Annotated in this window: 22 protein-coding genes; 10 read left to right on the plus strand and 12 right to left on the minus strand. The window is 38.5% G+C overall.

The genetic code is table 11. The features are described 5' to 3' along the window. Positions 1-35 precede the first annotated feature (35 nt). Positions 36-1,979 carry a DNA topoisomerase III gene (locus tag AC27HL_RS15600; protein ID WP_487081976.1) on the plus strand — a complete coding sequence of 648 codons (1,944 nt, stop codon included), beginning with the start codon at positions 36-38 and terminating at the stop codon, positions 1,977-1,979. 48 nt (positions 1,980-2,027) lie between these two features. Here the strand turns inward: AC27HL_RS15600 and AC27HL_RS15605 are convergent, their stop codons facing one another. Beyond that, positions 2,028-3,890, minus strand: coding sequence for a DUF885 domain-containing protein (locus tag AC27HL_RS15605; protein WP_487081977.1), 1,863 nt, complete (start codon positions 3,888-3,890; stop codon positions 2,028-2,030). A gap of 366 nt (positions 3,891-4,256) precedes the next feature. Between AC27HL_RS15605 and AC27HL_RS15610 the strand changes: the two genes are divergently transcribed. Next, on the plus strand, positions 4,257-4,967 hold the full coding sequence (locus AC27HL_RS15610) for a hypothetical protein (RefSeq protein ID WP_487081978.1): 711 nt from the start codon (positions 4,257-4,259) through the stop codon (positions 4,965-4,967). On the opposite strand, the gene AC27HL_RS15615 is transcribed toward AC27HL_RS15610, so the two are convergent. Continuing rightward, positions 4,968-5,609, minus strand: coding sequence for a GNAT family N-acetyltransferase (locus AC27HL_RS15615; RefSeq protein WP_487081979.1), 642 nt, complete (start codon positions 5,607-5,609; stop codon positions 4,968-4,970). 283 nt (positions 5,610-5,892) lie between these two features. On the opposite strand from AC27HL_RS15615, the gene AC27HL_RS15620 reads away from it, so the two are divergent. Beyond that, positions 5,893-6,273 carry a GntR family transcriptional regulator gene (locus tag AC27HL_RS15620; RefSeq protein ID WP_487081980.1) on the plus strand — a complete coding sequence of 127 codons (381 nt, stop codon included), beginning with the start codon at positions 5,893-5,895 and terminating at the stop codon, positions 6,271-6,273. Positions 6,274-6,283: 10 nt separating this feature from the next. Next, positions 6,284-7,144: a hypothetical protein gene (locus AC27HL_RS15625; protein WP_487081981.1), complete on the plus strand. Its 861-nt coding sequence runs from the start codon at positions 6,284-6,286 to the stop codon at positions 7,142-7,144. 70 nt (positions 7,145-7,214) lie between these two features. Here AC27HL_RS15625 and AC27HL_RS15630 read toward each other — a convergent pair whose 3' ends face one another. Both AC27HL_RS15630 and AC27HL_RS15635 read right to left on the minus strand, forming a co-directional pair. Then, the gene (locus AC27HL_RS15630; RefSeq protein WP_487081982.1) at positions 7,215-8,270 is read right to left on the minus strand and encodes an efflux RND transporter periplasmic adaptor subunit; all 1,056 of its coding nucleotides are present in this window, start codon (positions 8,268-8,270) and stop codon (positions 7,215-7,217) included. Positions 8,271-8,279: 9 nt separating this feature from the next. Then, entirely contained in the window at positions 8,280-11,420 is a 3,141-nt protein-coding gene (locus AC27HL_RS15635) for an efflux RND transporter permease subunit (protein ID WP_487081983.1), read from the minus strand. A 379-nt stretch (positions 11,421-11,799) separates the two neighbouring features. Here AC27HL_RS15635 and AC27HL_RS15640 point away from each other — a divergent pair, with 379 nt between their 5' ends. The 4 genes from AC27HL_RS15640 (at position 11,800) to AC27HL_RS15655 (ending at position 14,764) form a co-directional block, all read left to right on the plus strand. Further along, the gene (locus AC27HL_RS15640; protein ID WP_487081984.1) at positions 11,800-12,597 is read left to right on the plus strand and encodes a PEP-CTERM sorting domain-containing protein; all 798 of its coding nucleotides are present in this window, start codon (positions 11,800-11,802) and stop codon (positions 12,595-12,597) included. A gap of 255 nt (positions 12,598-12,852) precedes the next feature. Continuing rightward, positions 12,853-13,434 carry a phage tail protein gene (locus AC27HL_RS15645; RefSeq protein WP_487081985.1) on the plus strand — a complete coding sequence of 194 codons (582 nt, stop codon included), beginning with the start codon at positions 12,853-12,855 and terminating at the stop codon, positions 13,432-13,434. Positions 13,435-13,483: 49 nt separating this feature from the next. After that, the gene (locus tag AC27HL_RS15650) at positions 13,484-14,116 is read left to right on the plus strand and encodes a phage tail protein (RefSeq protein WP_487081986.1); all 633 of its coding nucleotides are present in this window, start codon (positions 13,484-13,486) and stop codon (positions 14,114-14,116) included. Positions 14,117-14,131: 15 nt separating this feature from the next. Beyond that, positions 14,132-14,764, plus strand: coding sequence for a phage tail protein (locus AC27HL_RS15655; protein WP_487081987.1), 633 nt, complete (start codon positions 14,132-14,134; stop codon positions 14,762-14,764). 138 nt (positions 14,765-14,902) lie between these two features. Here the strand turns inward: AC27HL_RS15655 and AC27HL_RS15660 are convergent, their stop codons facing one another. The 5 genes from AC27HL_RS15660 to AC27HL_RS15680 all read right to left on the minus strand — a co-directional run bounded on the left by AC27HL_RS15660 (position 14,903) and on the right by AC27HL_RS15680 (position 21,153). Then, positions 14,903-15,688: a LytR/AlgR family response regulator transcription factor gene (locus tag AC27HL_RS15660; RefSeq protein ID WP_487081988.1), complete on the minus strand. Its 786-nt coding sequence runs from the start codon at positions 15,686-15,688 to the stop codon at positions 14,903-14,905. Beyond that, on the minus strand, positions 15,685-16,668 hold the full coding sequence (locus tag AC27HL_RS15665; RefSeq protein WP_487081989.1) for a sensor histidine kinase: 984 nt from the start codon (positions 16,666-16,668) through the stop codon (positions 15,685-15,687). Before AC27HL_RS15665 ends, AC27HL_RS15660 begins: the two co-directional genes overlap by 4 nt. 117 nt (positions 16,669-16,785) lie before the next feature. Then, positions 16,786-18,639 carry a CIA30 family protein gene (locus AC27HL_RS15670; RefSeq protein WP_487081990.1) on the minus strand — a complete coding sequence of 618 codons (1,854 nt, stop codon included), beginning with the start codon at positions 18,637-18,639 and terminating at the stop codon, positions 16,786-16,788. 342 nt (positions 18,640-18,981) lie between these two features. After that, positions 18,982-19,803 (minus strand): hypothetical protein, encoded by an 822-nt coding sequence (locus AC27HL_RS15675; RefSeq protein WP_487081991.1) that lies wholly within the window; start codon positions 19,801-19,803, stop codon positions 18,982-18,984. 165 nt (positions 19,804-19,968) lie between these two features. After that, entirely contained in the window at positions 19,969-21,153 is a 1,185-nt protein-coding gene (locus AC27HL_RS15680) for a BaiN/RdsA family NAD(P)/FAD-dependent oxidoreductase (protein ID WP_487081992.1), read from the minus strand. Positions 21,154-21,305: 152 nt separating this feature from the next. On the opposite strand from AC27HL_RS15680, the gene AC27HL_RS15685 reads away from it, so the two are divergent. Further along, entirely contained in the window at positions 21,306-21,854 is a 549-nt protein-coding gene (locus AC27HL_RS15685; protein WP_487081993.1) for a cytochrome b, read from the plus strand. A 318-nt stretch (positions 21,855-22,172) separates the two neighbouring features. Next, positions 22,173-23,705 carry a hypothetical protein gene (locus AC27HL_RS15690; protein WP_487081994.1) on the plus strand — a complete coding sequence of 511 codons (1,533 nt, stop codon included), beginning with the start codon at positions 22,173-22,175 and terminating at the stop codon, positions 23,703-23,705. Between the two features lie 172 nt (positions 23,706-23,877). On the opposite strand, the gene ftnA is transcribed toward AC27HL_RS15690, so the two are convergent. From ftnA to AC27HL_RS15705, 3 genes are all read right to left on the minus strand, one after another. Beyond that, entirely contained in the window at positions 23,878-24,408 is a 531-nt protein-coding gene (ftnA, locus tag AC27HL_RS15695; protein ID WP_487081995.1) for a non-heme ferritin, read from the minus strand. Between the two features lie 153 nt (positions 24,409-24,561). Then, positions 24,562-25,014 carry a redoxin family protein gene (locus tag AC27HL_RS15700; protein ID WP_487082109.1) on the minus strand — a complete coding sequence of 151 codons (453 nt, stop codon included), beginning with the start codon at positions 25,012-25,014 and terminating at the stop codon, positions 24,562-24,564. Between the two features lie 35 nt (positions 25,015-25,049). Beyond that, positions 25,050-25,214, minus strand: coding sequence for a hypothetical protein (locus tag AC27HL_RS15705; protein ID WP_487081996.1), 165 nt, complete (start codon positions 25,212-25,214; stop codon positions 25,050-25,052). Between the last annotated feature and the right edge of the window lie 49 nt (positions 25,215-25,263).

Below are 25,263 nucleotides of genomic sequence, written 5' to 3' on the forward strand. Positions count from 1 at the left end.
ATATTACTTTTAACTGTTTATTTACCGTATTTGCTTTGAAATTATATATTGCTGAAAAACCCAGTTTAGGCCGCGCCATTGCTGCGGCATTACCAAAACCACAGAAAAACCAAAAAGGCTATATTGAGCTAAGTAATGGTGATGTGGTGAGTTGGTGTATTGGTCATGTGTTAGAACAAGCCGACCCTGAACAATATGATGAGCAATATAAAAAATGGCAAATGCAGCATTTACCTATCATACCCACGCAATGGCAGTTAAAACCGAAAACCCAAACTCGTGCGCAGTTAACGGTTTTGCGAAAATTAGTTAAGCAAGCGGATGAAATTATTCACGCCGGTGATCCTGACCGAGAAGGGCAATTACTGGTTGATGAAGTAATTGATTTCTTAAAAGTATCTAAAACTAAAAAACAGCAAATTAAGCGTTTGTTAATTAGTGATTTAAACTTGCCGGCGGTTAAAAAATCTTTAGCAAACTTGCGTAGCAATCAAGATTTTATGCCTTTGTCTATTTCTGCGTTAGCGCGTTCTCGGGCTGATTGGTTATACGGCTTAAATTTAACCCGCGCCTATACCTTACAAGGCCAAAAGGCGGGCTTTAATGGCGTACTTTCAGTTGGCCGAGTACAAACACCTATTTTAGGTTTGGTGGTTAGGCGTCAGCAAGAAATCGACAATTTTGTAGCGAAAGAGTTTTACGATGTTCATGCCCATTTACAATCTGCCAACCAGCAAGCATTTATTGCCAAGTGGCAACCGAGTGAAGCGTGTCAGCCTTATATGGATGAAGAAGGGCGAGTGCTTAATCGTGCTTTAGCTGAAAATGTAGTTAGCAGAATTGAAAACCAACCTGCAGAGGTTACTTCGGTTAGCGAACAAGAGAAAAAACAAGCCGCGCCGTTACCTTATAACTTATCTGCCTTGCAAATTGATGCCGCGAAAATCTATTCGTTAAATGCGAAATTGGTGTTAGATGTTTGTCAGTCATTGTATGAAAAACATAAATTAATTACTTACCCGCGCTCTGATTGTCGTTACTTACCGACTGATCACCATCATCAGGCGAAAAGTATTATTGCTATGTTGGCGAATTCTAATGAAAGTTACGGTGTATTTGCCAAAAATGCTAATGCTGTGTTGAAAAGCAAAGCATGGAATAACGCTAAAGTCAGCGCTCATCATGCGATAATTCCTACTGAAAAATCAGCCGATAATATTTCTTTAAATCCGTTTGAGAAGAATGTTTATTTTCTGATTGTGCGTCAATACCTTGCTCAGTTTTATCCCGCGTATGTTTTTAATCAATCTAAGGTAGAAGTGAAAATTGCTGGCGGTATATTTTCAGCCAATGCCAAAACACCGATTGCGCAAGGTTGGAAAGTACTGTTTCAACGTGCAAAAAGTAAAAAAGCGAAAGTTGATGCTGCTAGCCATGGTGCGGAACAAGAGTTAACAGAGCAATCACTGCCTCAACTAACCCAAGGTGAGCAACTGCATTGTCATCACGGTGAATTAATTTCCCGAATGACACAAGCACCTAAACACTTTACTGACGCTAGTATATTGGCGGCAATGACAGGAATTTCCCGTTATGTTACTGATAGAAATATCAAAAAAATGTTACGTGAAACTGATGGCTTAGGCACGGAAGCAACCCGAGCTGGCATTATCGACTTATTATTCAAGCGTGGCTACTTAGAACGCAAAGGTAAAAGTATTCATGCAACGGCTATCGGGAAGTCATTGATCAACGCATTGCCTGTGGCGGCAACCTTGCCAGATATGACCGCACATTGGGAAGCAACGCTGACTAATATTAGTGAAAAAACCAGCCGGTATGATGACTTAATCACACCGCTTACTGAAACACTACATGGCATGATTGCGCAGTCAGAACAGCAATCTTTCGCTGGCTTACCCAAAGTGCCATTTAAGCGTAAATCAAAAGCGAAAAAGCGTTATACAAAGCGCCAATAAAAAAGCCCCAGAGATTGGGGCGATGTTTCTTCAAAGTTTCACTGCCAGTTAAGGAGTGGCTAAAGTGTTGGCAATATAATTTTCAACGACTGTAGTTAATACATTTAGCGGCATAGAACCGTTGCCAATAACAGTGTCATGAAATTCTCTAATGTCGTAGGCATCGCCTAGTTCGTCTTGAGCTTTTTGGCGCAACTCAAGTATTTTTAGCATTCCTGTCATATAAGCGGTCGCTTGCCCAGGCCAAACACTATAACGAGCAATCGCGCCGTTAAAACCGACGTTTTCAATATGATATTGGTCTGCTTGGTTAAAACTCCAGCCTTTACTGTGAATACCCGTATCAACAACTAAACGAGCTGCTCGCATGGCTTCAAATTGTAAGCGACCTAAATCGCCAATAGCGTCGTTTTCATACCAGTTGGCATCTTTTGCTAAGCGTTCAGCATATAATCCCCAGCCTTCAATAAAAGAAGTGAAGTTACCTTTCTTTCTAAAAAGCGGTAAGTCTAATTCATTAGCTAAGGCAATTTGTAAATGATGCCCAGGTACAGCCTCATGATAGGCCAGTGTTGGCATGGTGGTATAAGGAGAGTCTTGAGACGTATTAGCATAGAATGCACCTGGACGAGAGCCATCATCAGAGCCTGCTATATAATAACCACCTGATGTACCACCAACAACAATCACTTCTTGTTGAGGCAAGGTATTAAAAAGTTTAGGTAATTCAAGGTAAGCGTCAGCAATAAGCGCTTCGTAAGTGGCTTTGGTTTGATTAGCTGGAATGATCTCGGCATCATTATTTACACGACTATAAAGTTGCGCGATAGACTCATTTTGTGGATAACCGAGTTGATCAAATAAGGTTCGCATTTCACTATGAATTCTTGCTAACTCGTCAATGCCTAATTGGTGAATTTGTTCAGCGGTTAAATTGCCAGATGTATAATAATTAAGGGTGAAATCATAAAACTCTTTGCCTCCCGGAAATTGGCTAAAACCGATTTGACTTGGCGCTTCACTGGCTAATGCTGACATTTTACTCGCTAAGCTGGTATAGGCAGGAATGACTTTCTCATTGATGATTAAAAGTGCTGTTTCGCGCAAAGTTGCTTTGTCTGCATCGGAAACATTAGTTAGCGCTGTAAGTTGTGTATTGAATGCTTGATAATAACTAGTTGCAGAAGCGGCAGAATTTGCGATACCGGCCACTAAGCCTTGTGAATAATTTAACGTTACTGTAGGTTCAATAACACCTGCCGCTTTGCGGTTATCTAATAAAGTTTCAATTTGCTCAAAGCGTCTACCGAGTTGATTGAGTAGTGTTAAATATATATCAGCTTGCACTTTATCAGTGAAAGTAAACGCCTGTGTGAAAAAGGTTTCGGTACTACCGGGCCAGCCAAAAAATCCATACGTGGCAGGATATTCAAAATCTTTAAAATCAATCCATTGAATTTTTGCCGCTAACTCTGCTTGATAAACGTCATAAGAAATTTGCTGTGATTGCGATAATGACGCTCGATCATAATTTTCAAGTTGTTGTAAAATGAGTTGATATATCGCTTTTGATTGTTCGTTAAAAGCGTCAGAAATATTGCTTAGCTGTGCGGAATTGGCGTCAATTAATTCAAAAGCGCCATCAGAAATGAGGCTTTCATGATTACGTAAACTGGTTATTTCATATGCTTGGGCGAAAAAGTCATCTATGCTGGCTGCCTGCAACTGACCGGTAATTTCACTTAGCAGTGTATCGGTATTGGCTAGCGTATAGTCACTAACGTCGGGTAAAGTGATGCTTGGAGGAGGTACTATTGGCGTTGGTGTCGTTGCACTATTATCACTTGAGCTAGAGCCGCCACATGCTATTTGTGCTAGTGATATTAAGGTGACGAATAATATTTTTTTCATACAAAACCTATCTTTTTGGTATTTTATTATTGTTATATAAGCCTTTATTAATCATAGAGTAATTTTTAATTTAACATATAAGTTGAGCCTGAAATTACTAAAGTAGCAGTTGTAACTAATGTTGCAGAAAATTTATAGCTTTACATTTTGCTTGTAACCTGTTGTTTTTAATGGGTTACAGTTTGATATGTCCACCATTAAATCGAGCATGATGGGTGTTTTTTCTGATAATTTATTTGTATCAATTTATGACAGATGTTGATAGCGTTTTTAGCCATTTTTTATGAATAAAAGTGACACTTAGATTCGTTATTTTTTAATATTGGCATAGTATTAGTTGTATGGGTAACAACTATATTATTGGCTATGCGTACTATTTTAGGTTTGTGTATTCTGGTTTTAGTTAGCGGTCGCTATGCATGCGCCGCAGGCATTGAACGCCTGTCTTTTTGCTATGAAAATTGGCGCCCGTTTGCTTTTACTAATGCAGAAGGTAAGGCAGAAGGTTTACATATTGATAGTATTAGTCATGCTTTAGCTCCTTTTGGTTATCAGATTACCTTTATCGAGTTACCCTATATGCGCTGTTTGAAGAAAGTACAGGCAGGAGACATAGATTTTGCGCTCCATGTAGACGAAACTGACGATATTTTATTAATAAATCACGCCATAGGTAGCTGGGATTTATTGTTGGCGTATCAGGAAAAATCGCAGAAGCCAACGTTATCTGGCAAAAGTAAAAAGTTAGGAAAAGTTGTGATCGCTCGCGATTATAATTATCCTCAGGACGTACTTGATATCTTAAATAAAAATGCAGCTCAAATTTTAAAGCGGTCTTTTTATATTCGTAATAGAAAAGAGGTAAAAAACTTATTTACCTTGTTAGAGAAAGGCGTTGTAGATGCTATTTTAGTTGATAAAACATGGGCTTTACATGAAATGTCTAGACAACACTTAGCTATCAGTTTAAGCGAGCAAGTGTTGTACTCTCAACCTCAATATATTGGCTATATTGAACGAAATAGTGCCGTCGCAGATATAGTATTACAAGCATTAACGGCACATGCTAATCAATAACTAGTCAGCAAGCGGCTGACCAATTGTTGCAGGGCTAGCAACAAATACCTTAAAGGGAAGCGGCTCTTCTAGGGCGCTATCATCAATAGCTACATTAATAAAACCACATTGTGTTAGAAAGCTATCTAGTTCGCTATGACTGGCATCGTCTTCTGTTAATTTGAGTGCTTGATAATACGCTTTACTTTCGTCTGTCTCACAATCTTCGGCATCAACAAATAAGTGCATCGGCATACTTAAAATTGAAACAGACTGAGTTTTAGCATAATGCTGTGCAATTTCTTTTAATAGAAACTTTGCAATACCTTGCTGGCGATATTCAGGTAGTACACTAATTGCTTCAATTAAAATATGGGTTTTAGCTTTTGGGTCAGCCTTTACTGCTAATTTATGCGTTAGATCTGCTGCAATATTTTGTTTCTTAAAATAAACATTAAGTGGTACTTCCCAATCTGTAGCCCCTTGTTGAGCAAGTAAATCATAGCTTTCGTCAGCGCCACGATGTTTGTTTAAAGTAATGATATCAATTTCGGCTTTAGCGATAACATCACCACTTTCATTTTTAACATTTATTTCTTGTGCTAACTGCCAGTCAAGCGCACTTTTAATTTCTGCTTTGCTAAATTCAATTGATAAGTTCATGTTATTTCAGCGTTATATGTAACTAAGGTGGTTAGTTACTGTTCACGTTGCCCTTTGTTAATGGAGGGTGTAATTAAATTTACACCAGATTAATAGAATATGGCTGGGGTTATACCATTACTGCTAACGTCATTCTAGTGACCAGCGGGAATTTGCAGAAATAACAGTATCAGATTGATTGTTTTTAAGTTGGATTTGCATATTTTTTGATCTAGTTGTACCCTTGGGTTGAGTGGTACATTGAAGTTTGTAAAATTAATACTGATGTTTTGCGGAGAAAGGTTTGGAAATTACCATAAATGTTGATGATGAAATCCCGTTATTTGCTCAACTTGTGGTGCAAATAAAAAAAGCGGTTATTTCGAAAAAAATTAAAGTAGGGCAACCGCTACCGTCGATAAGGCAATTAGCAAATGATCTTGAAATTAATAGCAAAACAGTTGCCAAAGCGTATCGGTTCTTGGAGCGAGACGGTGTTATTCAACCTAAAGGTTATCGGGGAACATTTATACACCCTAACGCCATTGAAAATAGTGCTGTCGATATTAATCAGTCGATTAGTAATGAATTGACAGAAACATTAACAAGGTTGCGTAAGCTGGGGGCAACAGACTCTGAAATCCGCATTGCATTTAATCACTTGATGAGCAGTAATCATAATTAAGGAGCAAGTCATGTCAGTAAATTTTCTACTGTATGCTGTTTTTATTAGCCAAATTTTTATTATTTCGTATTGGTTACCGTTAAAGCTAAAAAAACGAGCCAATGAGATTATGGTGAAATGTCCGCCTGAAAAATACCCTAAGTTGTACCCGTTCAGTCATCAAGAGATTGTTAACAAAGTTAACCAATTGATGTTACTAACTTATGCCGGGTTAACTATTGGTATTTTGATAGTCATGCATGGTTTGTATTATAAAACTGATGAAATGCTAGGGTGGGACAGCCAATCAGTTATTATGATTTTTTATGTCATACAAGTAATTCCATTGGCATTTTTAGCGTTATTTAGTGAACGCTATTTTAAGAAGATGCGAAGCAAGAACAGAGCTAGCATACGTAAAGCTCAGTTAGCACCTCGTCGTTTAACTAGTTATGCTTCAAAATGGCTAATTGGCTTGGCTATAACGGTTTATGTGCTGTTTGTTATCTTGGTTGCTGTGATAAGTGAGTATCCTTTTGATGGTTTTGCAGGTTATGTAAATGTTTTTGGTGTAACACTACTTAATGGGTTTTTTGCTTTAATCATATACAAATATGTTTATGGAAAAAAAACTGACCCTCACCAAAGTGACGAAGACCGATTTCAGAAAACGAGCCGTGTGGTAAAATTGATGTTGTTTTCATCTATAGCTGCAACAGTCAGTATTTCAATTCACTTTTTATTATCGACTTTTGATTTAAGACATTTAAATGATGTGGTTGCGAGTATTTACTACCAAATAATTATGCTTGTAATGATTTTGACAAGTTTAAATTACAGTGAAAATTTTGAAGTTTACAAAACGGGGCCAAACGACCAAATTGAAGAGTAATAACTAGAGCATAAGGTTTTGCAATAGCCTGTTAAATAATAACAGGCTAAAACAAATTACTCGCCTGTCTTTATTGAACGATAACTTTTTGCCCTTCGTTAAGTCGTTCAGCGCCACGAACCGCAACTTTGTCACCGTGTTGTAGCTCACCTTTTACACTCACGCGCTCAAAAGTGCCTGTGCCAACCTCAACCGGCAAACGATGCACAGTATTGTCAGCATTAATTTTGACTACATAAGTACCATCTTGGCGTAAAATTAAAGCATCGCGATGCACAGTCAAACTATTACTGCTTGCTTGAATTGGCACAGTTACTTTAACTAATTGGCCCGCTGCCCATGCTTGATTTAAGTGTGATGGAATATTAATGCGCACTTCAAATGTTTGAGATTTTGGATCTGCACTTGGAATAAGTGAGGTTATTTTTGCATTGATTAATTGGTCATTGGCACTAATATTCAACCCATGGCCTTTGTTAACATAGGCAAGGTATTTTATCGGTACATAGAGACGAACTTCTAGTTGTTCAGTGTCGAGTATTTTAAGTAATAAATCACTACGATTAACGTCGGTTCCTGCTCGAACAATACGCTCGGTGATCACGCCTGAAAATGGCGCAGTAACGGTAGCTCGTTGAATTTGATCTTCAATTTGCTTTAGTTTTAATTCAGCAATTTCAATATCAGCATTTGCCAAGTCATATTGTGATTGATTTTGATCTAACTGAAATTGTGATGCTGAATTTGTCGCTTTGAGTTTTTGTAAACGTTGTACTTCATTTTTTAAATAACGAACATTGATTTTAGCGCGCTTTAGCTGTGCTTGTTGCTCTAATTGCATCAATTTTAAAGGTAATAAGTCCATTTTAACTAACGTATCACCTTGATGAACAAAGGTACCAGGTTCCGCCAACCACTCAATTCGACCGCTAACACCTGCAGTCACTTGAATATGTGAACGACTATGAATTGTTGCCATTAAGTCGGTTGTTGCTGCTAAATTCATTTCTGTGACTTGGTCAACCTTAACAGGCTTTGGTGGTGGTCCTTCAGCAGCATGGCTACTAAGACTAAAAAATAAAGCGACACTAAGTAGGCTAGTGAGTGTTCTTTTAAATGTAAGCATGAATATTCCTTAGTGATTACTAGCTAACGGTTTAGGCTGCGAATTGATATTAGTAATATTATCTGGCTGGTTTTTATGATCGTCATCAACGTTATTTGTACTCGAATTATTTTCACCTAAGCGTAATAAACTTGGAAATAACACTAAGGTAAAAATGGCACTGATGCTCATACCGCCAACAATTACGGCAGCCAAACCTCGATAAATTTCACTACCGACACCGGGCATTAACATTAAAGGTAGCATGCCAAATAGACTGGTTAATGTACTCATATAAACTGGCCTTGCTCGAATGCGTACCGCCTGAGCAACAGCGCGCCTGCTTGACAAGCCCTGACGTTCGCCTTCGCGTGTTTGGTCAACCAACAAAATGGCATTGTTTACCACTAAACCAAGTAGAATGATAAAACCTATCATGGTCATTAAATCGAGTGACTGAAAAGTAAAAACATTCAATAAATTCAATGCGAGTACGCCGCCACCAACTGCCATAGGCATCACAAGTAGTACCAAAATACTGTCTTTGGCTGATTTGAATAATGCCGTCATTAACAGAAAAAGAATCACTAATGCTAGAATAAAATTCTTTAACATGTCGTTAATCGCTGCCGCCATTTCATTGGCATTTCCACTTAATAAAATAGAAGAATCACTGGGTAATAATGCATTCATTGAAGGCATTACTTGACTCTCAAGAGCAGCAAGCGCCTCTTCAAGTGACATATCTGCAGGTGGTGAAACTTGTAAACTTATGGTGCGTTTACCATCAACGCGGCGCAATTGTGTTGGCCCAGCCGTACGTGTGATTTGTGTTAACTCTCCAATGGTTTGCACGCCTGCTAAAGGAGAATGTATTGGAAGTGATGCTAGCTCATCTGGGGTATTCCATTGTTTGCCGCGTAAAATTACATTGACGCGCTCGTTACCATCAAAATACTCGCTAATAAATAGGCCGCTGGTGTATGCGCGTATGGCGTTGGCAACATCACGACGAGTTAAACCAGCTTGTGAAATGCGTTGATCATTAGGCACTAATTTTAGTTCTGGCTCTGACAAGCTTAATCCCGGATTTGGGAACGCGGTGGTATTGGCCATATTTTTATTAATGGCATCTATGCCTGCTTGAGCAACCGCCATTAAGCTTTCAATATTTGGTCCTTTAATATCAATATCTATAGTACGGCCATTGCCACCACCAGAAACGTTGATCATCGAGCCCCTAAATAAGAAAATTTGAGTATCTGGTAAATCAGATAAAACCTTAGTGCGCACTTCCTGCATTAACTCTTCGACGCGTGTTGGGTCGTCAGAATAAATAAAGCCGCCAGTTGCACCTGAGCCAAAAGAATAAAAATTATAGCTTTTAATTTTTGGCATTTTCTCACCTGTTAAATAGGGGGCGAGACGCTCTTTTACTAAGCTAGCGAACTCGTGCTCAATAAAGTCAACGTTGCCACCAGGCGGCATATTTAAGCTATAGAAAAAGCCGTCTATTGGTGCGCGTGGCATAAAATCAGTTTTAGGTAGCATAAGTACCGTAACTAATATTGAACCACCTAATAATGTTGCTATCCACGCTAAGCGTTTAGCGGTTGAATTAGTTACACGCATAATGAGATTTGTTAGTTTTTCCCAGTAATGTGCATAAGGGTCAAGAGTTTTATCTGTTTTAAGCCAGTACTTGCTGGCAATTGGGATAATAGTAATAGCAGAAACAAGGGAGGCAATTACCGCGATAGAAAGTGTTAAAGCTAGGTCAGAAAATAGTTGTCCTTCAATGCCTTGCATAAACAATATTGGCAAAAATATGGCAACGCTGGTGGCGGTAGATGCAAATAATGCTCCAGTAACTTGTAATGCACCACGCATAACCGCTTTACCACTTTCCATACCTAAACTACGTAGCCTGACAATATTTTCCTGTACAATAATGGCAGCATCTAATACCAGCCCAACGGAAAATGCTAAACCCGCTAGTGAAATAACGTTTAAGCTGCGCTCAAAAGCCGCAAGAGCGATAAATGACACCATCAGTGAAACGGGAATTGTTGCAGCAATTATCAGGGTATTACGAAGGCCGCGTAAAAATAGCCAAAGAATAATTAGCGCTAAAATAACGCCAAGCCCTAAATTATTTTGTACTAATTCCAAGGCATTACGAATATGTACTGATGAGTCAAAACTCAGGTCAATAACTAAGCCCGCTGCTTTCATTGGGCCAGCATTTAACTCTTTGATAGCAATATTTATTTCATCTAACAGTGCAACTGTATTGGCATCATTTTGTCGTTTTAATGTGAAATAATAAGATGGTTGGCCACTACGTAAATTAAAGCCAAAACGGTCAACTAGGGTATTCTCAACGGTTGCAACATCTTTTAAATAAATAGGGCGGTCACCACTGAAACTGATGATCATTTCTGTTAAGTTTTCTACGCTATATTGCCCAGAAAATCTTACGGTATATTGTCGTCTGCCTACATCAGCAACACCGGCAGATACATCACTAGCTCGCGCAATTGTTGCGCTGATATCAGCAATTGATAAACCCAAAGAAGCTGCGCGCAGTGGATCAAAGGTAATACGTAATTCCCGAGGACGCGAACTATTTAAATTTACCTGCCCCATGCCTGGAATTCTGGCAAAGCGCGGTTTTACTACATCTTCAATGAGTTTTTGATACATACCTAAATCTGAATTTGGATTATCAGGCAAGGTTTTTATCATTAATGATGCGGTATTGGGACCACCACGACCACCACCGGCTGACACTACTGGCTCTATTGCATCTAGTGGCAAAGGTGGCGCTTGGTTAAGGTTATTGATGACATCAAGCATAGCGCGTTGCATATCAGCGCCAACGTCAAACGTTAAAGTTATATTGCCAAAGCCACGTTGAATACTGGTGGTAACTTTAGTAACACCTTGGGTATTTTTTACAACATTTTCAATAGGCTCAATTATTACAGACTCCATTTCTGCGGGTGCAGCACTGCGCCAGCCAGTTGAAATTGTAATTTGCGGTTGCTCAATATCAGGTGTTAATTGAATGGGCAATTTGAAAACACTCATCATGCCAAACACCATCACTAAGGCGACAATGACAATAATGGCGGCAGGGTTTTTAAGCGCGTTACGCGTTAAATTCATTCTATTATCCCAATTATTTACATTAGCAAGATTATAAAATGTCGCGCATATTTTACCCGTTTGCTTAGGTTAAAGTGTCGAGTTTTTGCGACAGAAAGCACATTAGATACATTTATTTACATTCATGCTGTTACAACGTCAGTATGACTATTATTGAGGCTTATATTGTTAAGATGTAATAAATGCCCTAAAAGTTGAATTTATGTGTCTAAAAGTCACAAAAAAGTGTTGGTTTTATTTACACTATTGAACTTCATTTTTTGATAAATGCCTGTTGAATATCCTAATCCCTTAATTAATTTACTTTATTTCTAAAGGGCATAATCCATGCTTGTACAAAAATCGAACTGCAATTTACTAGGATGTAAAAGGGACGAAAATGAACAAAATTAAACGTACTATTTTGTTATTGGTTTGTAGTTTTGGCTTAATGGCTAGCCAATTTTCCAATGCAACAATTATAACTAGCAGCTGTGTCAGTGCAACTGAGTGTAGTTTGGATGAACTCATTAATGGTGGCGGTAGTATTAGTATTGATGATGTCGCATTTACCAACTGGCAAGAGTTGCTTAATGCAACATTTGAAACTAATGGAAATACCGATCACGAAAGTATAGTGAACCTTTCACAAATATTTGTTGCCGGTATTGACTCAATTGCAACCGGAAATCCAAATGAATTCACGTTAGGGTTACAGTTCTTTACTACCACAGGTTTTTCACTGCCACTTTTACTAGATCCTGTAGAAGAGTCAGAGTTAGAGCTGGATGTGAAATATGATGCAACGGCATCAGGTACTACTGAAATTACCGCGACAAAACTGCAACTGGGCAATCGAAATTTAGGTTCAGATGATAGTTTTGTTGAGGTTAACCTTGATTCAGCTGCATTGCTTAACTTACAAGTTTTTGATGAAATAGAGTTTAGTCAAACAGATATGATTTTGATGGATGAAATAGCATTTGCCTCAGCTAAAACTAATTTTGCATTGACGTCAAATATCCAAATGGGGACATTTGTTGATGGTGATGTTGAGTTATTTGATTTTTCTATTTTATTGACTGTTCAGACGGATAGTACAACGCCTCCAACTTCTGTGCCTGAACCATCAGGCATCATGCTACTTTTATTGAGTTTAACTTTATTATTTACAACTCGTTATCGAAAACGGTCATAGTCACATTAACTCACTTTTCAAGATGAAAATTTCAATGTAATTAGCCTGTTCTAGCTAATTACATTTTATGGCTTCGGCAATATTTTGTTGTCGACTAACATTTGTCTTTGTCGGTCAGGTGATTCCAGTTTTGGTTTTAGGGACTGTCCTGCCGTGTCTTCTAGGCATTAGCAATTACAAGGATTTGCTATGTTTAAAACAAAACTTTTAAAAAAATGGCGGCATACCGCCTGTGTAGGAGTACTCTGCATACCCATGCTGCCATCTAATGTATATGCAGGTAGTGAGCCTTTTATTGGCGATATTATGCTATTTGGTGGTAATTTTTGCCCCCGTGGTTGGGCGTCTGCTGATGGTCAATTATTAGCGATAAATCAATTTGACGCGCTTTTTTCATTATACGGTACGAATTATGGTGGTGACGGTAGAACAACGTTTGGCTTACCTGACCTTCGTGGCAGGATAGTTGTGGGTGAAGGGCAAGGTGTTGGCCTCGCTAATCGTCCGTTAGGGTCTAAGTCGGGAAGTAATAGTTTTGTTGTGACGGCAAGTAATCTTGGCGGTCATACTCATGCGGCGACAACAACCTCACAATTTGGTGCGTCAAGTGCTACCGGAACCACATCAGCTCCTGCTGGCTTAGTTTTATCTGACGATGCTGGTGACGATATTTACAACAATGCAGCACCTAATGTCACCATGAATGCAGCTAGTATTTCATCAACAACTTCCGTTGATTCAACTGGTGGTGCTGCTAGTACTACTGCTGTTCAGCAACCCTCATTAGCAATAACTTATTGCGTGGCCTTAGTTGGAATATATCCGTCGAGAAATTAACTGTGATTAGATGAAAAATATTGAGAATCCCATTTTCTAGGAGAAAAAAATGAATTACTCAAAAAAGATATTATTAGCAATGAAGGCAATCATATTAATAAATATATTTTCTTCTGCTCAAGTTTTTGCAGATGAACCCTTTATTGGCGAAATTCGTCAATTTCCTTACACCTTCTGCCCACGTGGCTGGGTAGATACTAACGGTAGCTTATTAGCTATTTCTCAAAATACAGCACTTTTTGCTATTTTGGGTACCACCTTCGGTGGTGATGGAAGAACGACATTTGGTGTTCCTAATCTTAAAGCTCGAGTAGCGAAAGGAGAAGGGCGAGGACCAGGGCTTGCGAATGTGTTTTTAGGAGAGAGAACTGGCGTTGAAACATTTATCTATACGGGAGGAGTGCCAGCACATACTCACAGTGCTACAACTGTATCAACTGTGCATGCATCGACGGCCGACGGCAATACCTCGGTACCATCTGGTGGTGTGTTAGCAGATGATGGGCGTGATCGCATTTATAATCAAGAAGTGCCAGATGTAACATTGAATGCGCAAACCGTACTGTCAGATACCACGTTGGCAAATTCTGCTGCAGGTTCGAGCACCGTAAACCGTCGTCAGCCTTTTTTGGGAATGCGTTTTTGTATTGCCACTATAGGGCTTTTTCCAAGCCGAGGCTAAGCAAGGAGTATTAAAATGATATTTATAAAGAAAATGTTAGGTGCATTGTTGATAGCTATGGCTGCTACCTTTGGAATTACTAGCTTTGCTACCTATGCCAATAGTAACCCTTTTCTCGGGGAAATACAGGTGATGGGAACCAATTTTTGTCCACGAGGCTGGGCTGAAGCCAATGGACAAATATTGCCAATAAATCAAAACCAATCTTTATTTTCATTGCTAGGCACAACTTATGGTGGTGATGGTAGAACTAGCTTTGCTCTTCCCGATTATCGAGGCCGGACACCTGTTGGAATAGGCTCAGGTGGTAGTAATATTGGTGATATCTCTTTAGGTGAAAGAGGAGGGCAGGAGAGTATTTTAGATAATATTATTCCGAGCCATACGCATAGCGCTACAACAACGACTGTGATTAATGCGTCATCTGAGCGAGGCGTTACATCAGTACCAACGAATGCAGTTTTGGCAGATGATGGTGCCGATAAAATTTATAATGCTGAATCACCCAATGTAAATTTGTCGACGCAGGCTATTACATCTTCAACGGTTATTGGTGCGGCAAGTCATAACGGCATTAATAATATGCAACCGTATCAAACATTGACTGTTTGTATCGCATTGCAAGGGCTCTTTCCGTCGAGGAATTAACCTAAAATAGCAAAAGTTTACACCCTATGGCTGCTCGGTCATTGGGTGTAAATATATATATGAAGTATGATTTAAAATGCCAAAGTTGAAGTCATAACCTTAAAGAACACGAGTCATTGATTACACCTAACCTTATTATTAAATGTCGAGAAGTTGCTTTAGTTTTTCCGCACCAGCACGGCTACTGCTTAACTCTGTTTTGTTGCCATCATTAATAATGATCATAAGCTTGCCATTAAACCAACGTTGAATTTCCTTAATGTGTTCAACATTTACCAAATAACTTCGGTGAATTCGAACAAAGCCCTGTGGTGTTAAATCGTGTTCGAGTTGATCGAGCGTGTCAGATAAGTAATTAAATTTTTCTCCGTTCCATGCCAAGCTATTACCTTGCTCTGATTTAATAAATTTAATATCTAAGGGAGATAATAAAGAGATACGTTCGCCATTTTTACTTATAAGTTTATTAAGTTTGTTTTTGGTAAATTCAAATGTTGCTATGGGTTGGTTAGAGGATGTTTCGGCTTGTGCGACTAGGTGTTGTTGCTGTAATTTTTCAGCGGCTTTATCTAAAGCTGCCTTTAAACGTGGCAAAGGAAACGGCTTTAATAAATAGTCAGTTGAAGACTTTTCAAATGCTTGAATTGCAAATTTATCATAGGCAGTTGTGAAGATAATAATTGGATGATAATTAAGGAAATCAAGCAGCTCTATGCCGTTGATTTCAGGCATTTGAATGTCCAGTAGCACAACGTCAGGTTCGAGTTCATTGATAAGCGAAATGGCTTCTTTGCCCGTTGTCGCCACGCCAATAATATTAATATTTTCCATTAAACTTAATTGTTGCTGCAATTTATCTCGAGCTGGCTTTTCGTCTTCTGCAAATACTAGACTTATTTTATTATTGTTGATTGAGCTGCTCATAATGACATCTCCAGAATAATGTGTGCACCGTTATCGTTTTTTAGTATTACGCAACCATTATCAAGCTGGCTAACCCGTTGTTGAATGTTTTTCATGCCAATGCCTGTGCCATAACCTTGCTTAAGAACTTCTTGACTGAAGCCTTTGCCATTATCTTTAATCGATATTCTTATTCCGGTTTTTATTGCTGATAATTGCACCTTAATTGTTAGGCGTTGTTGATTGGCATTATGCTTAATTGCATTCTCAATAATCGGTTGCAGAAGTAGAGGTGGAATATTGATGCTTGCTAAAGTGTCAGGAATAGAAAATTCAACCTGTAATTTGTCACCAAATCGCGCCTGTTCAATGTGTAAATACTTTTTAATAATGCTGAGCTCTTGTTGTAGCGGGATGCATTGTTGTTCTGCTGTATCGAGGGAGTAGCGAAGAATATCGGCTAATTCGTGTAACACTTCATCAGCTAAGTCAGGGTTTGTATGAATGTAGGCTGAAATGGTATTTAAGCTATTAAACATAAAATGAGGATTAAGTTGATAACGTAATGTTTCTAGCTGGGCTTGTTTTCTCGAATGCTTTTCAACCGTGACCTTTTTTTTACTCTCGATGTACAGGCTGATGAAATAAATTGTTGTCCCCCACAACAGGCCATTAAAAATAACGAAATAGCCCATTTTAGGGTAACCCTCAAATATTGTTGCTAAAACATTATCTGTAACGGTATTACCTAGCCCCATTAGAACGACGGTAATTAGCCACTCTATAAATATTTTATGTATGCCATGTTTTCTTAGCTTAAAGATAATTAACGCGGCGCTCCAAACGGGCAACCAATAAAAACTAACAAACCATACCAGAGACGCTTTAGCGTTATCGAAATCAAAGCTTGCAGCTCCTGCAAAAATTAACCCTAATGTATAGGCAACATCGACCAATAATAGAATGAAAAAACTGTATTTGAAAAAAGGGTGCTTAAACATAGTACTTATTAATAATTATCAAAAAGTTAATGGAATAATGAAGATAAAAACAAAGATTTTCAACTAATTAAAAAACGGCAGCCTATTATGAAAATTTAGCTGCCGCCGTAAATCAGCTTAGTAATAAGATAGAGATTTCACCTCCAATTCATTATGCAAAATGGCGTTACTACTTCCTGGCATTTTACGCCACATTAAACTTAGCCCTGCCAATTGTTTGGCTGACCACTCTACTTTATTACCAAAGCCAAACTGCTTAAATGCACTAAAAGGTAAGTTTACGGTTTTCCATCCCTCACTCGGCATTAGCATGGTTGAAAAGTGATCCCAATCTTTGACGTCGTTGTGATAAATAGATAAAGCAAATGGCACAGTTGAGCCTTTATAAGTAATACTGACTCCTTGGTACATTGACGCATCAATTGTTTGTGAAAACTTAATTTCGGAGCCCGCCCATGCGCCAAAATTTGTTGGCTTAGCTACGGCTGTTTTAATGGTTAAGCTGGTGCTACCTACGACTAAGCTTGTTGATGATTGCCCACCCATAACCTTGTCAGATAAGCTGCTCCAAGGTGATTCACCTTGAAAATAATCAATTACTTTTTGAGCTGCTGTTGCAATTACAATTTCATTACACGCTTTACCTACAGGAGTTATTGCTTGGTTTTGTGCAATAAGTTGTTGGCGTGCAACCTGTTTTCCTGATTTAAAAACGCTAGTAATTTGATGAATATTGTTAATATCAGTTAACGGATTATTTTCTAGTAATAAGAAACTTGCTTCAAAGCCCAGATTCAACTGGCCTAAATTGGCTGATTGGTTTAGTACTTTTGCTGCATTAATCGTTGCGCTATTAATTATGTCAGCATTTGATAAGCCTGCTTTTTTCAAAGCGTCTAATTCATTGTGCAAGCCTGTACCATGCAATGTATAGGGGTTGCCAGCGTCGGAGCCCGCGCCAATATTCACACCCGCTTGATGGAGTTTTCTAATATTGCTATATGCAAAATCACGAGCTTGCCAACTTTGTTCTCGCCATTGTGAAGGTGCCGGGACTTTCTCAAATAAACACTTTTGTAATTTGCTAGGTATTGTCGCCAGTAACTCAGTATTACTGCTGATCAGCGAATGATTTTTTTCTTCGTGATGATTATGATAAACCGCTAAAGTTGGAATATAGGTTACATTATTTTTTATCATCAATGCTATAAATTCGTCATCGATAGCTTCGCTATTAATACCGTGTGCCAAGGCTGTAGCACCAGCTCTAATTGCTCGTTTACCATCTTGTAAACTAGATACATGAACAAAATAAGGTAGTCCCGCAGCTTTTGAGCGCTTGCCGAGCTGTGCAAGTTGGCTATCAGTTAATGAGCTACCTGAATCTCCAAATGTTTCAATAACTGCTTTGGTAACCGTTGGTTTTGTGGCAATGTGCTTTTCCCATATGGCACTAATATCGCTATCAGAAGTTATTTCATAGGCTTGGCCTCCAAACTGTGTACCATGTCCTCCAGGGTTGGTAAATAACGTGCCGGCATAAAACAAGTTAGGCGTAATTTGCTGCTCTTTGAGCTGTGCTGCTTGATCTAGAGTTTGTTGAAATGAAAATAGATCAACAATACTTGTTACGCCTAAATATAAATTTGAATTAAAGTGTGATTGCACCGGTAGATATTGAAACTCGCTATAGTTGCTACCCGAAGCCCCTAAGTGAACATGTAAATCAATTAACCCAGGTAGGGCATATTGATGCTTTGCATCTACAACATTATCAGCTGATTCCTTAGTAAACGATGAATCAGTAATTTTAATGATTTTCCCATGGTCAATGTAGAGTGAACTAGGCGAAGAAAATTGACCTGTTTCATTTTTATATAAGCGAATATTATCTATTCGTAAATCAATTGCCTGAGCGCTAAAATGTGAAATTAAACATACAACTAGCAGTGTTTTTATAATTGGTATCATTTGTAGTTCCTTCTCAAAAAATTGTTTGTAGACGAGTGCCGTTGAGAAGAATACTAGGGTGATTTTGCAGTTTAGACTGCAAGTTATTTTTGAAGTAACACAATTTGGCCTTGAATCGACAGCTGACAATTTAAACCAATAAAACTCTCTATTAAATTTAGTTAATATTGTGTATATGGCGGTTGACGAGTTTTGGTTTCGTATTACTAATTATGTATTCTGGCATTAAAAAATGAGTCAAAATTTGAACAACAATTTTGAATGATTATTAACTTGATCTGTCAAATATGGTTAATAGAATGCTATCAAATCTGACAGTCGCATATGTGCCAATTACAGCCATTAGTTAGTCTGATAGTAAAAATTGCTATCTGAAATTTTTTGAACAATATCGTATTCCAAACCGATGTGGCTATAATCACCAGAAGTAGGAATAGTTGATTTGTGGTTAATTACGATTCCCCAATGGTTATCGCTTATACCTCCAAATATTATGTTAAGACTCTCTTCGTTTACTTTCGTGATTGCAGCAACGTTATACTTAGCCATTACCTCTCTAAGAGCCTTGGTAACTTCAGATAACGCCAAAATTTTGGGAGCTTCATCAGGCTTGGAAAGCTTATACTCACCTGACGGGATAAAGCCTGCTTGTTTGGATGGATAGTAGGTAATAAGCTGCGTTGGACTATAAAACGTATTATTGATGCGAAACACATGTGGTGCTGTTTGTTGGACAATATAAAGATTTGTATTCTGCCTCAACATTTCAACTTCACTCTTTGAATCCACTAAAAACTGCTTTATCAGCTCAATTCTTTCTTCTTTACATTTTTGCTTCTTGCATATTGAAATACTTGGCAAATTAGAAAGTTGCTTCTTACTAATATTCAAGAACCTATTTCCCAATACCCCAAAATTAAAATTTGCAAAGGCTTGCTTGTCGTTATTATTGATGAAATTCGTTGGACGAACATCCAACAGACTAAACGGAAAGAATGAAGGAAGATATGCTAGCTGTTTATCCGTTTTAGGGAGCATCTTGTCCGCATGTTTAAGCAGTTCTCTGTACTCGCTATCAATGTCTTCATTGAAATAGGGTGGTATATTTCCATAGGCAGAGGTCGCAATTATTAAAGTGCAACACAACAAGAAAGTTCTAATCATTTGTTATTTCAAATCCCTATAAAATAAAGAGTCATTATAATGCTACAGCATAACATCATCTAACAATGAAGGTTAGCTCAATGTCAGTAGATCGCTCATAGGAGCCTGTCAGATTAAATATAAACCTTATTATCAAAACTGTAAGATTGGGTATGAGCTGCTAAATTAAATAACCTGCCCACATGCAACACCGCTGCTCCAAGCAAATTGGAAGTTGTAGCCGCCGAGCCAGCCCGTAACGTCGATAACTTCGCCGATGAAAAACAAGCCTTTTGCCTTCTTTGCTTCAAAGGTTTTTGATGATAATTCATTGGTGTTAACGCCGCCTAATGTAACCTCGGCGGTTCGATAGCCTTCGGTACCATTGGGTTTGACTTGCCATTGATGTAGGTATTGGCTTAGGTAGCTTATTTCATCGTTACTGATCTGGTTTATGGCTTTGTCTGATATATCTTTTTGTTTTACTAATGCTTCAACGAAGCGTTTAGGCAGCACAGTACTTAGCATATTTTTTAGTGACTTTTGCGGACACGTGTCGCGCCACTCAGCTACCAGTCTGTCGATAGGTGATTCGGGCAATAAGTTAATGGTGACTGCTTGTCCTGCTCGCCAAAATGATGATATTTGTAAAATAGCAGGGCCAGACAAACCGCGATGGGTAAAAAGGATGTTCTCTTTAAATTTTGTGCCGTCTTCGCTGGTAACTTCAGTATTAATACTGATACCTGATAAGCCATCAAATTTTTGTTTGTCGTGGTCATGTAAGGTAAAAGGAACGAGTGCTGCTGTGGTGGGGAGAACACTTAAGCCAAATTGTTCAGCAATTTTGTAACCTATTGGGCTTGCGCCCAGTTTTGGCATGGTAAGGCCGCCAGATGCAACTACGAGCGACTCACACTGGTAGCTTTCGGCGCTTGTTTTTATTGCATATCCTGTATCATTTTTAACGACGGAAATAACTTCACTGCGCAGCGCAATATTGACACCAGCCCATTCACATTCGGTCATCAAAATATCGACGATATCTTGTGCGCTATCGTCACAGAATAATTGCCCTAAGGTTTTGTGATGATAATTAAGGCCATGACGGTCAACCAGTTCAATAAAGTCTTGCGCGCTATAGCGACTAAGTGCTGATTTAGTAAAATGTGGATTTTGGCATAAGTAGTTTTCAGGGCCTGCATTTTCGTTAGTAAAGTTACAACGTCCACCACCTGATATTAATATTTTTCGCCCTGGCTTTTTCCCCATATCAACAACAGTTACACTGCGTCCTCTATAGCCCGCGGTAGCAGCCGCCATTAAACCAGCCGCGCCTGCACCAATAATAACTACATCAGAATATATCAATGGAATAACCTACTTTGTGCTTTAAAAAAGCGGCATTATACGTGAGAAGAAAGGTAAGCGCGAGCAAGGTTAAATTGCCAAATTTTTTAACCTGAACTTAACCTTTAACTTGTTATAATAGCGCCAAGTTAGCATTCGGGAGGGAATTTATAGTGAACAATATTCAAGCAACCTTATCAGGTACAACAAAAGTATTACACATGATTATCGCATTCGGCATGATCATCTTATTGGCTGTTGGCATTTATATGAGTGAATTTGAAGTATTTGCTTTATACGATATTCATAAATCAGTTGGCGCTATTATGTTTGTGTTGGCTTTAGCTAGAGTTTTATGGCGTATTAAAAAAGGCTGGCCAAGTGCGGTTGGAGAAATGAGCAAAGTTCAACACGCTATTGCCAAGGCTATTCACTGGATATTAATAATTTCGACAGTGCTTTATCCGTTATCAGGGTTGATGATGTCAATTGGTGGTGGTCATGGTTTAAGTATTTTCGGTTTAGAGCTGATTGCAGAAACATTAGACGCTGCTGGCGAAACTGTGGCTTTAAATGGTGCTATAGGTGGTTTAGGGCATGATATTCATGGCTTAATTACTTATTTTGTAATTGCAGCAATTGTTTTACATGTTGTTGGCGCACTGAAACATCACCTTGTTGATAAAGATGCCACTATAACTCGTATGTTTTCGTTCAAGTAACAGATTTTAGGCTCAATTTAGCAGCCGAAAATAATCATTTTGGTAAAAAAATTAATACGGCAAGAATTTGATTTCTTGCCGTTTTTTATACCTTTTGCTTTGTATAGAATTCTCATGTTTAGCTACAGCCCTTATATAATGGGAGTATGTAAAGAAAGGTATGGTTAAGTAAAGAAGTGCAAAGATGGTTTGAATCAGAGAACTTACTTCTAGAATGTCGCTCTATAAAGTGCTCGTACATCTATTTTTAGATGGGAGTATTGATTAACTGCCAGAATCTCTGAGCAGTGATGGCACTTAATTTTATTGGAAAAAGACATGAGTTTTAAACCTAGCATATTTTCAACTATCTCCGCGTCTAAAATCATAGCATTAATATCGGCAATTGCCTTTGTTGGTTGCGGTGGCAGTGACGACAGTTCTGATCCTGGCTATGTGAAATTTTACAATAGCTCGAAAAACTCTCCTGAAATTATTCTGACACTTGATGAAGACTTAGAGTCGGATGATGACGATGATGATGACAACTTTGAAGTAACTTTTAACGGCATTGCATACACTAAGGCGTTGAGCAATTATGAAATAGATGAAGACACTTATTTCTATGAAATGGCTTGGCAAGACGAAGATAGCGCTGACAGAGATGACTTGGAATTGATCGCCGAAGGCCAAGTTGTTGTTGAAGATGAGACGATCCAGCTATTAGTTTTGACGGGTGATGTTACTTCAGCACAAGTGGAAACGTATAGTATTGATGTTATTGATGACGACGAAGATGAAGACAAGGATTTATTTAATCTACGTATTTTAAACTTGCATCCTGATTCAGCTGGTGTTGATGTTTATATGTCTGAATCGGATGAAAGTTTTAATGAAGCTAAGCTAGTTGGTACATACAACTATAAGCAATTGTCAGACAACCAAAAGCTAGATCAAGACGAGTATATTTTTTATATAACTCAAGCCGGTACTGAAGATGTGCTATTTACCTCTGATGATATTGATTACGCTTACCCCTCGCAATATGTCATGATAGTGCGTGAAAATACTGGCTCTGGCACATCTCCTTATGCAATTGACAGAATGTCTAGCTCGTCGATAATTGAATATTTAGATACTCAGTCTGAAGCGCGTTTTCGTGCCTACAATGCAATTAAAGAGCATGAGTTAATTCCTAACTACTCTGGCACATTTGATATTTATGTTAATGGTGTTGATGAAGAAGCTGAAATAGTAGGGCTTGAGCGTGGTGATTATAGTGCGACACTGATTCAAGAAAAAGGTGATTACAGTTTAGACTTATTAATTCCGACCACATCGGAGCCGCTATTAAGTAATCACCTGTTAGGCCTTCCAGAAAATACCAATAAAACCGTGTTTTTCTATTTAAATGAAGAAGCGGTTGACCATGACGGTGATGGCGATGTTGATGAAGACGGCGACGGTATTGTTGATGAGATTGAAGTGGAAATTCACTCACTTGTTGTTGAAAACAGCACGCGTGAAAGTATTTATGACCATCAAATCACTATGATTAACTTAGTTGATGACGATGATGATGATATTGATTTTAACTTTGTAACTTTCTATTTTGTGCGTAGTAATGAAACGATAGCAACTGCATTGTACAAACGTAGCGCTGTTTACACGCAACCAGAATCGATTAATTTGCCTAACAACACGTATCAAGTATTTGCGGTGGCAGAAGTTGATAGTAGTGAAATTATTTTGTCGAGCTTTGAACTAGTATTAGACGAGGAGTCTGGCGAATTGTTCTTTATTGTTGAAGATGATAAAGCTGCACCTACAGGCTTTCGCGTAGAAATTATCAATCAAACTGAAGTAGAATAACGATGGCGAATGCATGAATAAATAGCAGTTGGTAATATTTCGGCACTAAAAAAGGCTTGCACCTGATCCCCTGCAAGCCTTTTTTATGTTCAGGATGAATGGTATGACGCAGCCGCAAGAATGTGAAAGATCGTTGATGTTCACAACTTTCTCACGTCTATCATTCTAAGTATTACTGGGCTACAGCATCTGTCATTATGCTGCCATTGCCTGCTTTTGCCATTTCTGCTAAATCTTTATCAACGAAAAAGAGCGCATGGCCATCATGGCCAACCAAGTTAATTTTGTCTAATACACTCTTAAATAGGGTTTCTTCTTCGTGTTGCTCAGCTACATACCACTGTAGAAAGTTAAATGTAGAGTAATCTTGATTAGTAAATGCTTGGTGCGCTAATGCATTGATATTCTCGGTAATCTCACACTCATGTTGATAGGTTTTCTCAAATACGTCAGCTAATGATTCGAATTCATGTGGTGGCGCATCTATACTACCTAAAATAGGCAAGGCACCGGTTTCGCTAACATAAGTAAATAAGCGAGTCATGTGATCCATTTCTTCAGCAGCGTGTTTGCGCATAAATTCAGCAGCGCCTTCAAAGCCTTTTTCCTCACACCAAGCGCTCATTTGTAAATACAAATTTGAAGAGTAAAACTCTAAGTTAATTTGCTTGTTTAACTCTTTAACCATTTCAGGCTTTAACATTGTGCTACCTCATTGTGCGTTTTGTCACATACATTATGTTGGCAAGTGTGCGTGAAACTAGCAAATTATTCAAGTGTTAAATCAAACAAACCCTTATAAAATAAGGGTTTCGGGAGAACGAGAATGGTTTTTATTTATCTTACTTTCACGGTTTTATAGTTGTTTTAATATCGTTTCAGCGTTACTTATCTCGAACTCTTTAGGCTTTTCGACATTTAAGTTAGTAACAACACCGTTTTCAATAATCATTGAGTAGCGCTGTGAACGTAAACCGCCAAAACTTGCTGTGTCCATTTCAAGGCCAAGTGCCTTGGTATAGCTACCATCGCCATCTGCTAACATCATTAAATTCTCAGCGTTCTGGGCTTCGCCCCAAGCTGACATCACGAATGCGTCGTTCACTGAAAGACAAATAATCGCGTCGACCCCTTTAACTTTTAGCTCATCTGCTGATACCACATAACCAGGTAAATGTGCGGCGGAGCAGGTTGGGGTAAATGCGCCAGGAACCGCAAACATAACCACTTTTTTATTGGCAAAAAGCTCGCTGGTATTGTGGCTAATCATTTCGCCATTTTTTAATTCTTGTAGTTGCCCTGCGGGCATTTCAGTGTTTTCTTGGATCATAATAAATTCCATTATTAGTGTGATAAAGGCAGTTTGATGGGTTTGCAAAGGTAATTTTTATCATGGGCGGCGCGAGCGCAGTCTTTACAAATAAACCTAGGCTTATCGACAATATGTGCTAATTCATGCACATTTTTTTCTATTTCCTTTTTTTTCCATTTGCATAAAGATTTTGCCATAAGCGCACCTATAAAATAACCCTGATATATATTTTAGAATAGTGCAGAG

The sequence above is a fragment of the Colwellia aquaemaris genome (genome assembly GCF_057548755.1).

Bases quoted from the DNA above. Each gene is read 5' to 3' on its own strand.
- AC27HL_RS15605 (WP_487081977.1), bottom strand. From the start codon at position 3,890: ATGAAAAAAATATTATTCGTCACCTTAATATCACTAGCACAAATAGCA.
- AC27HL_RS15610 (WP_487081978.1), top strand. From the start codon at position 4,257: ATGCGTACTATTTTAGGTTTGTGTATTCTGGTTTTAGTTAGCGGTCGC.
- AC27HL_RS15615 (WP_487081979.1), bottom strand. From the start codon at position 5,609: ATGAACTTATCAATTGAATTTAGCAAAGCAGAAATTAAAAGTGCGCTT.
- AC27HL_RS15625 (WP_487081981.1), top strand. From the start codon at position 6,284: ATGTCAGTAAATTTTCTACTGTATGCTGTTTTTATTAGCCAAATTTTT.
- AC27HL_RS15630 (WP_487081982.1), bottom strand. From the start codon at position 8,270: ATGCTTACATTTAAAAGAACACTCACTAGCCTACTTAGTGTCGCTTTA.
- AC27HL_RS15635 (WP_487081983.1), bottom strand. From the start codon at position 11,420: ATGAATTTAACGCGTAACGCGCTTAAAAACCCTGCCGCCATTATTGTC.
- AC27HL_RS15640 (WP_487081984.1), top strand. From the start codon at position 11,800: ATGAACAAAATTAAACGTACTATTTTGTTATTGGTTTGTAGTTTTGGC.
- AC27HL_RS15645 (WP_487081985.1), top strand. From the start codon at position 12,853: ATGCTGCCATCTAATGTATATGCAGGTAGTGAGCCTTTTATTGGCGAT.
- AC27HL_RS15650 (WP_487081986.1), top strand. From the start codon at position 13,484: ATGAATTACTCAAAAAAGATATTATTAGCAATGAAGGCAATCATATTA.
- AC27HL_RS15655 (WP_487081987.1), top strand. From the start codon at position 14,132: ATGATATTTATAAAGAAAATGTTAGGTGCATTGTTGATAGCTATGGCT.
- AC27HL_RS15660 (WP_487081988.1), bottom strand. From the start codon at position 15,688: ATGAGCAGCTCAATCAACAATAATAAAATAAGTCTAGTATTTGCAGAA.
- AC27HL_RS15665 (WP_487081989.1), bottom strand. From the start codon at position 16,668: ATGTTTAAGCACCCTTTTTTCAAATACAGTTTTTTCATTCTATTATTG.
- AC27HL_RS15670 (WP_487081990.1), bottom strand. From the start codon at position 18,639: ATGATACCAATTATAAAAACACTGCTAGTTGTATGTTTAATTTCACAT.
- AC27HL_RS15675 (WP_487081991.1), bottom strand. From the start codon at position 19,803: ATGATTAGAACTTTCTTGTTGTGTTGCACTTTAATAATTGCGACCTCT.
- AC27HL_RS15690 (WP_487081994.1), top strand. From the start codon at position 22,173: ATGAGTTTTAAACCTAGCATATTTTCAACTATCTCCGCGTCTAAAATC.
- ftnA (WP_487081995.1), bottom strand. From the start codon at position 24,408: ATGTTAAAGCCTGAAATGGTTAAAGAGTTAAACAAGCAAATTAACTTA.
- AC27HL_RS15700 (WP_487082109.1), bottom strand. From the start codon at position 25,014: ATGCCCGCAGGGCAACTACAAGAATTAAAAAATGGCGAAATGATTAGC.
- AC27HL_RS15705 (WP_487081996.1), bottom strand. From the start codon at position 25,214: ATGGCAAAATCTTTATGCAAATGGAAAAAAAAGGAAATAGAAAAAAAT.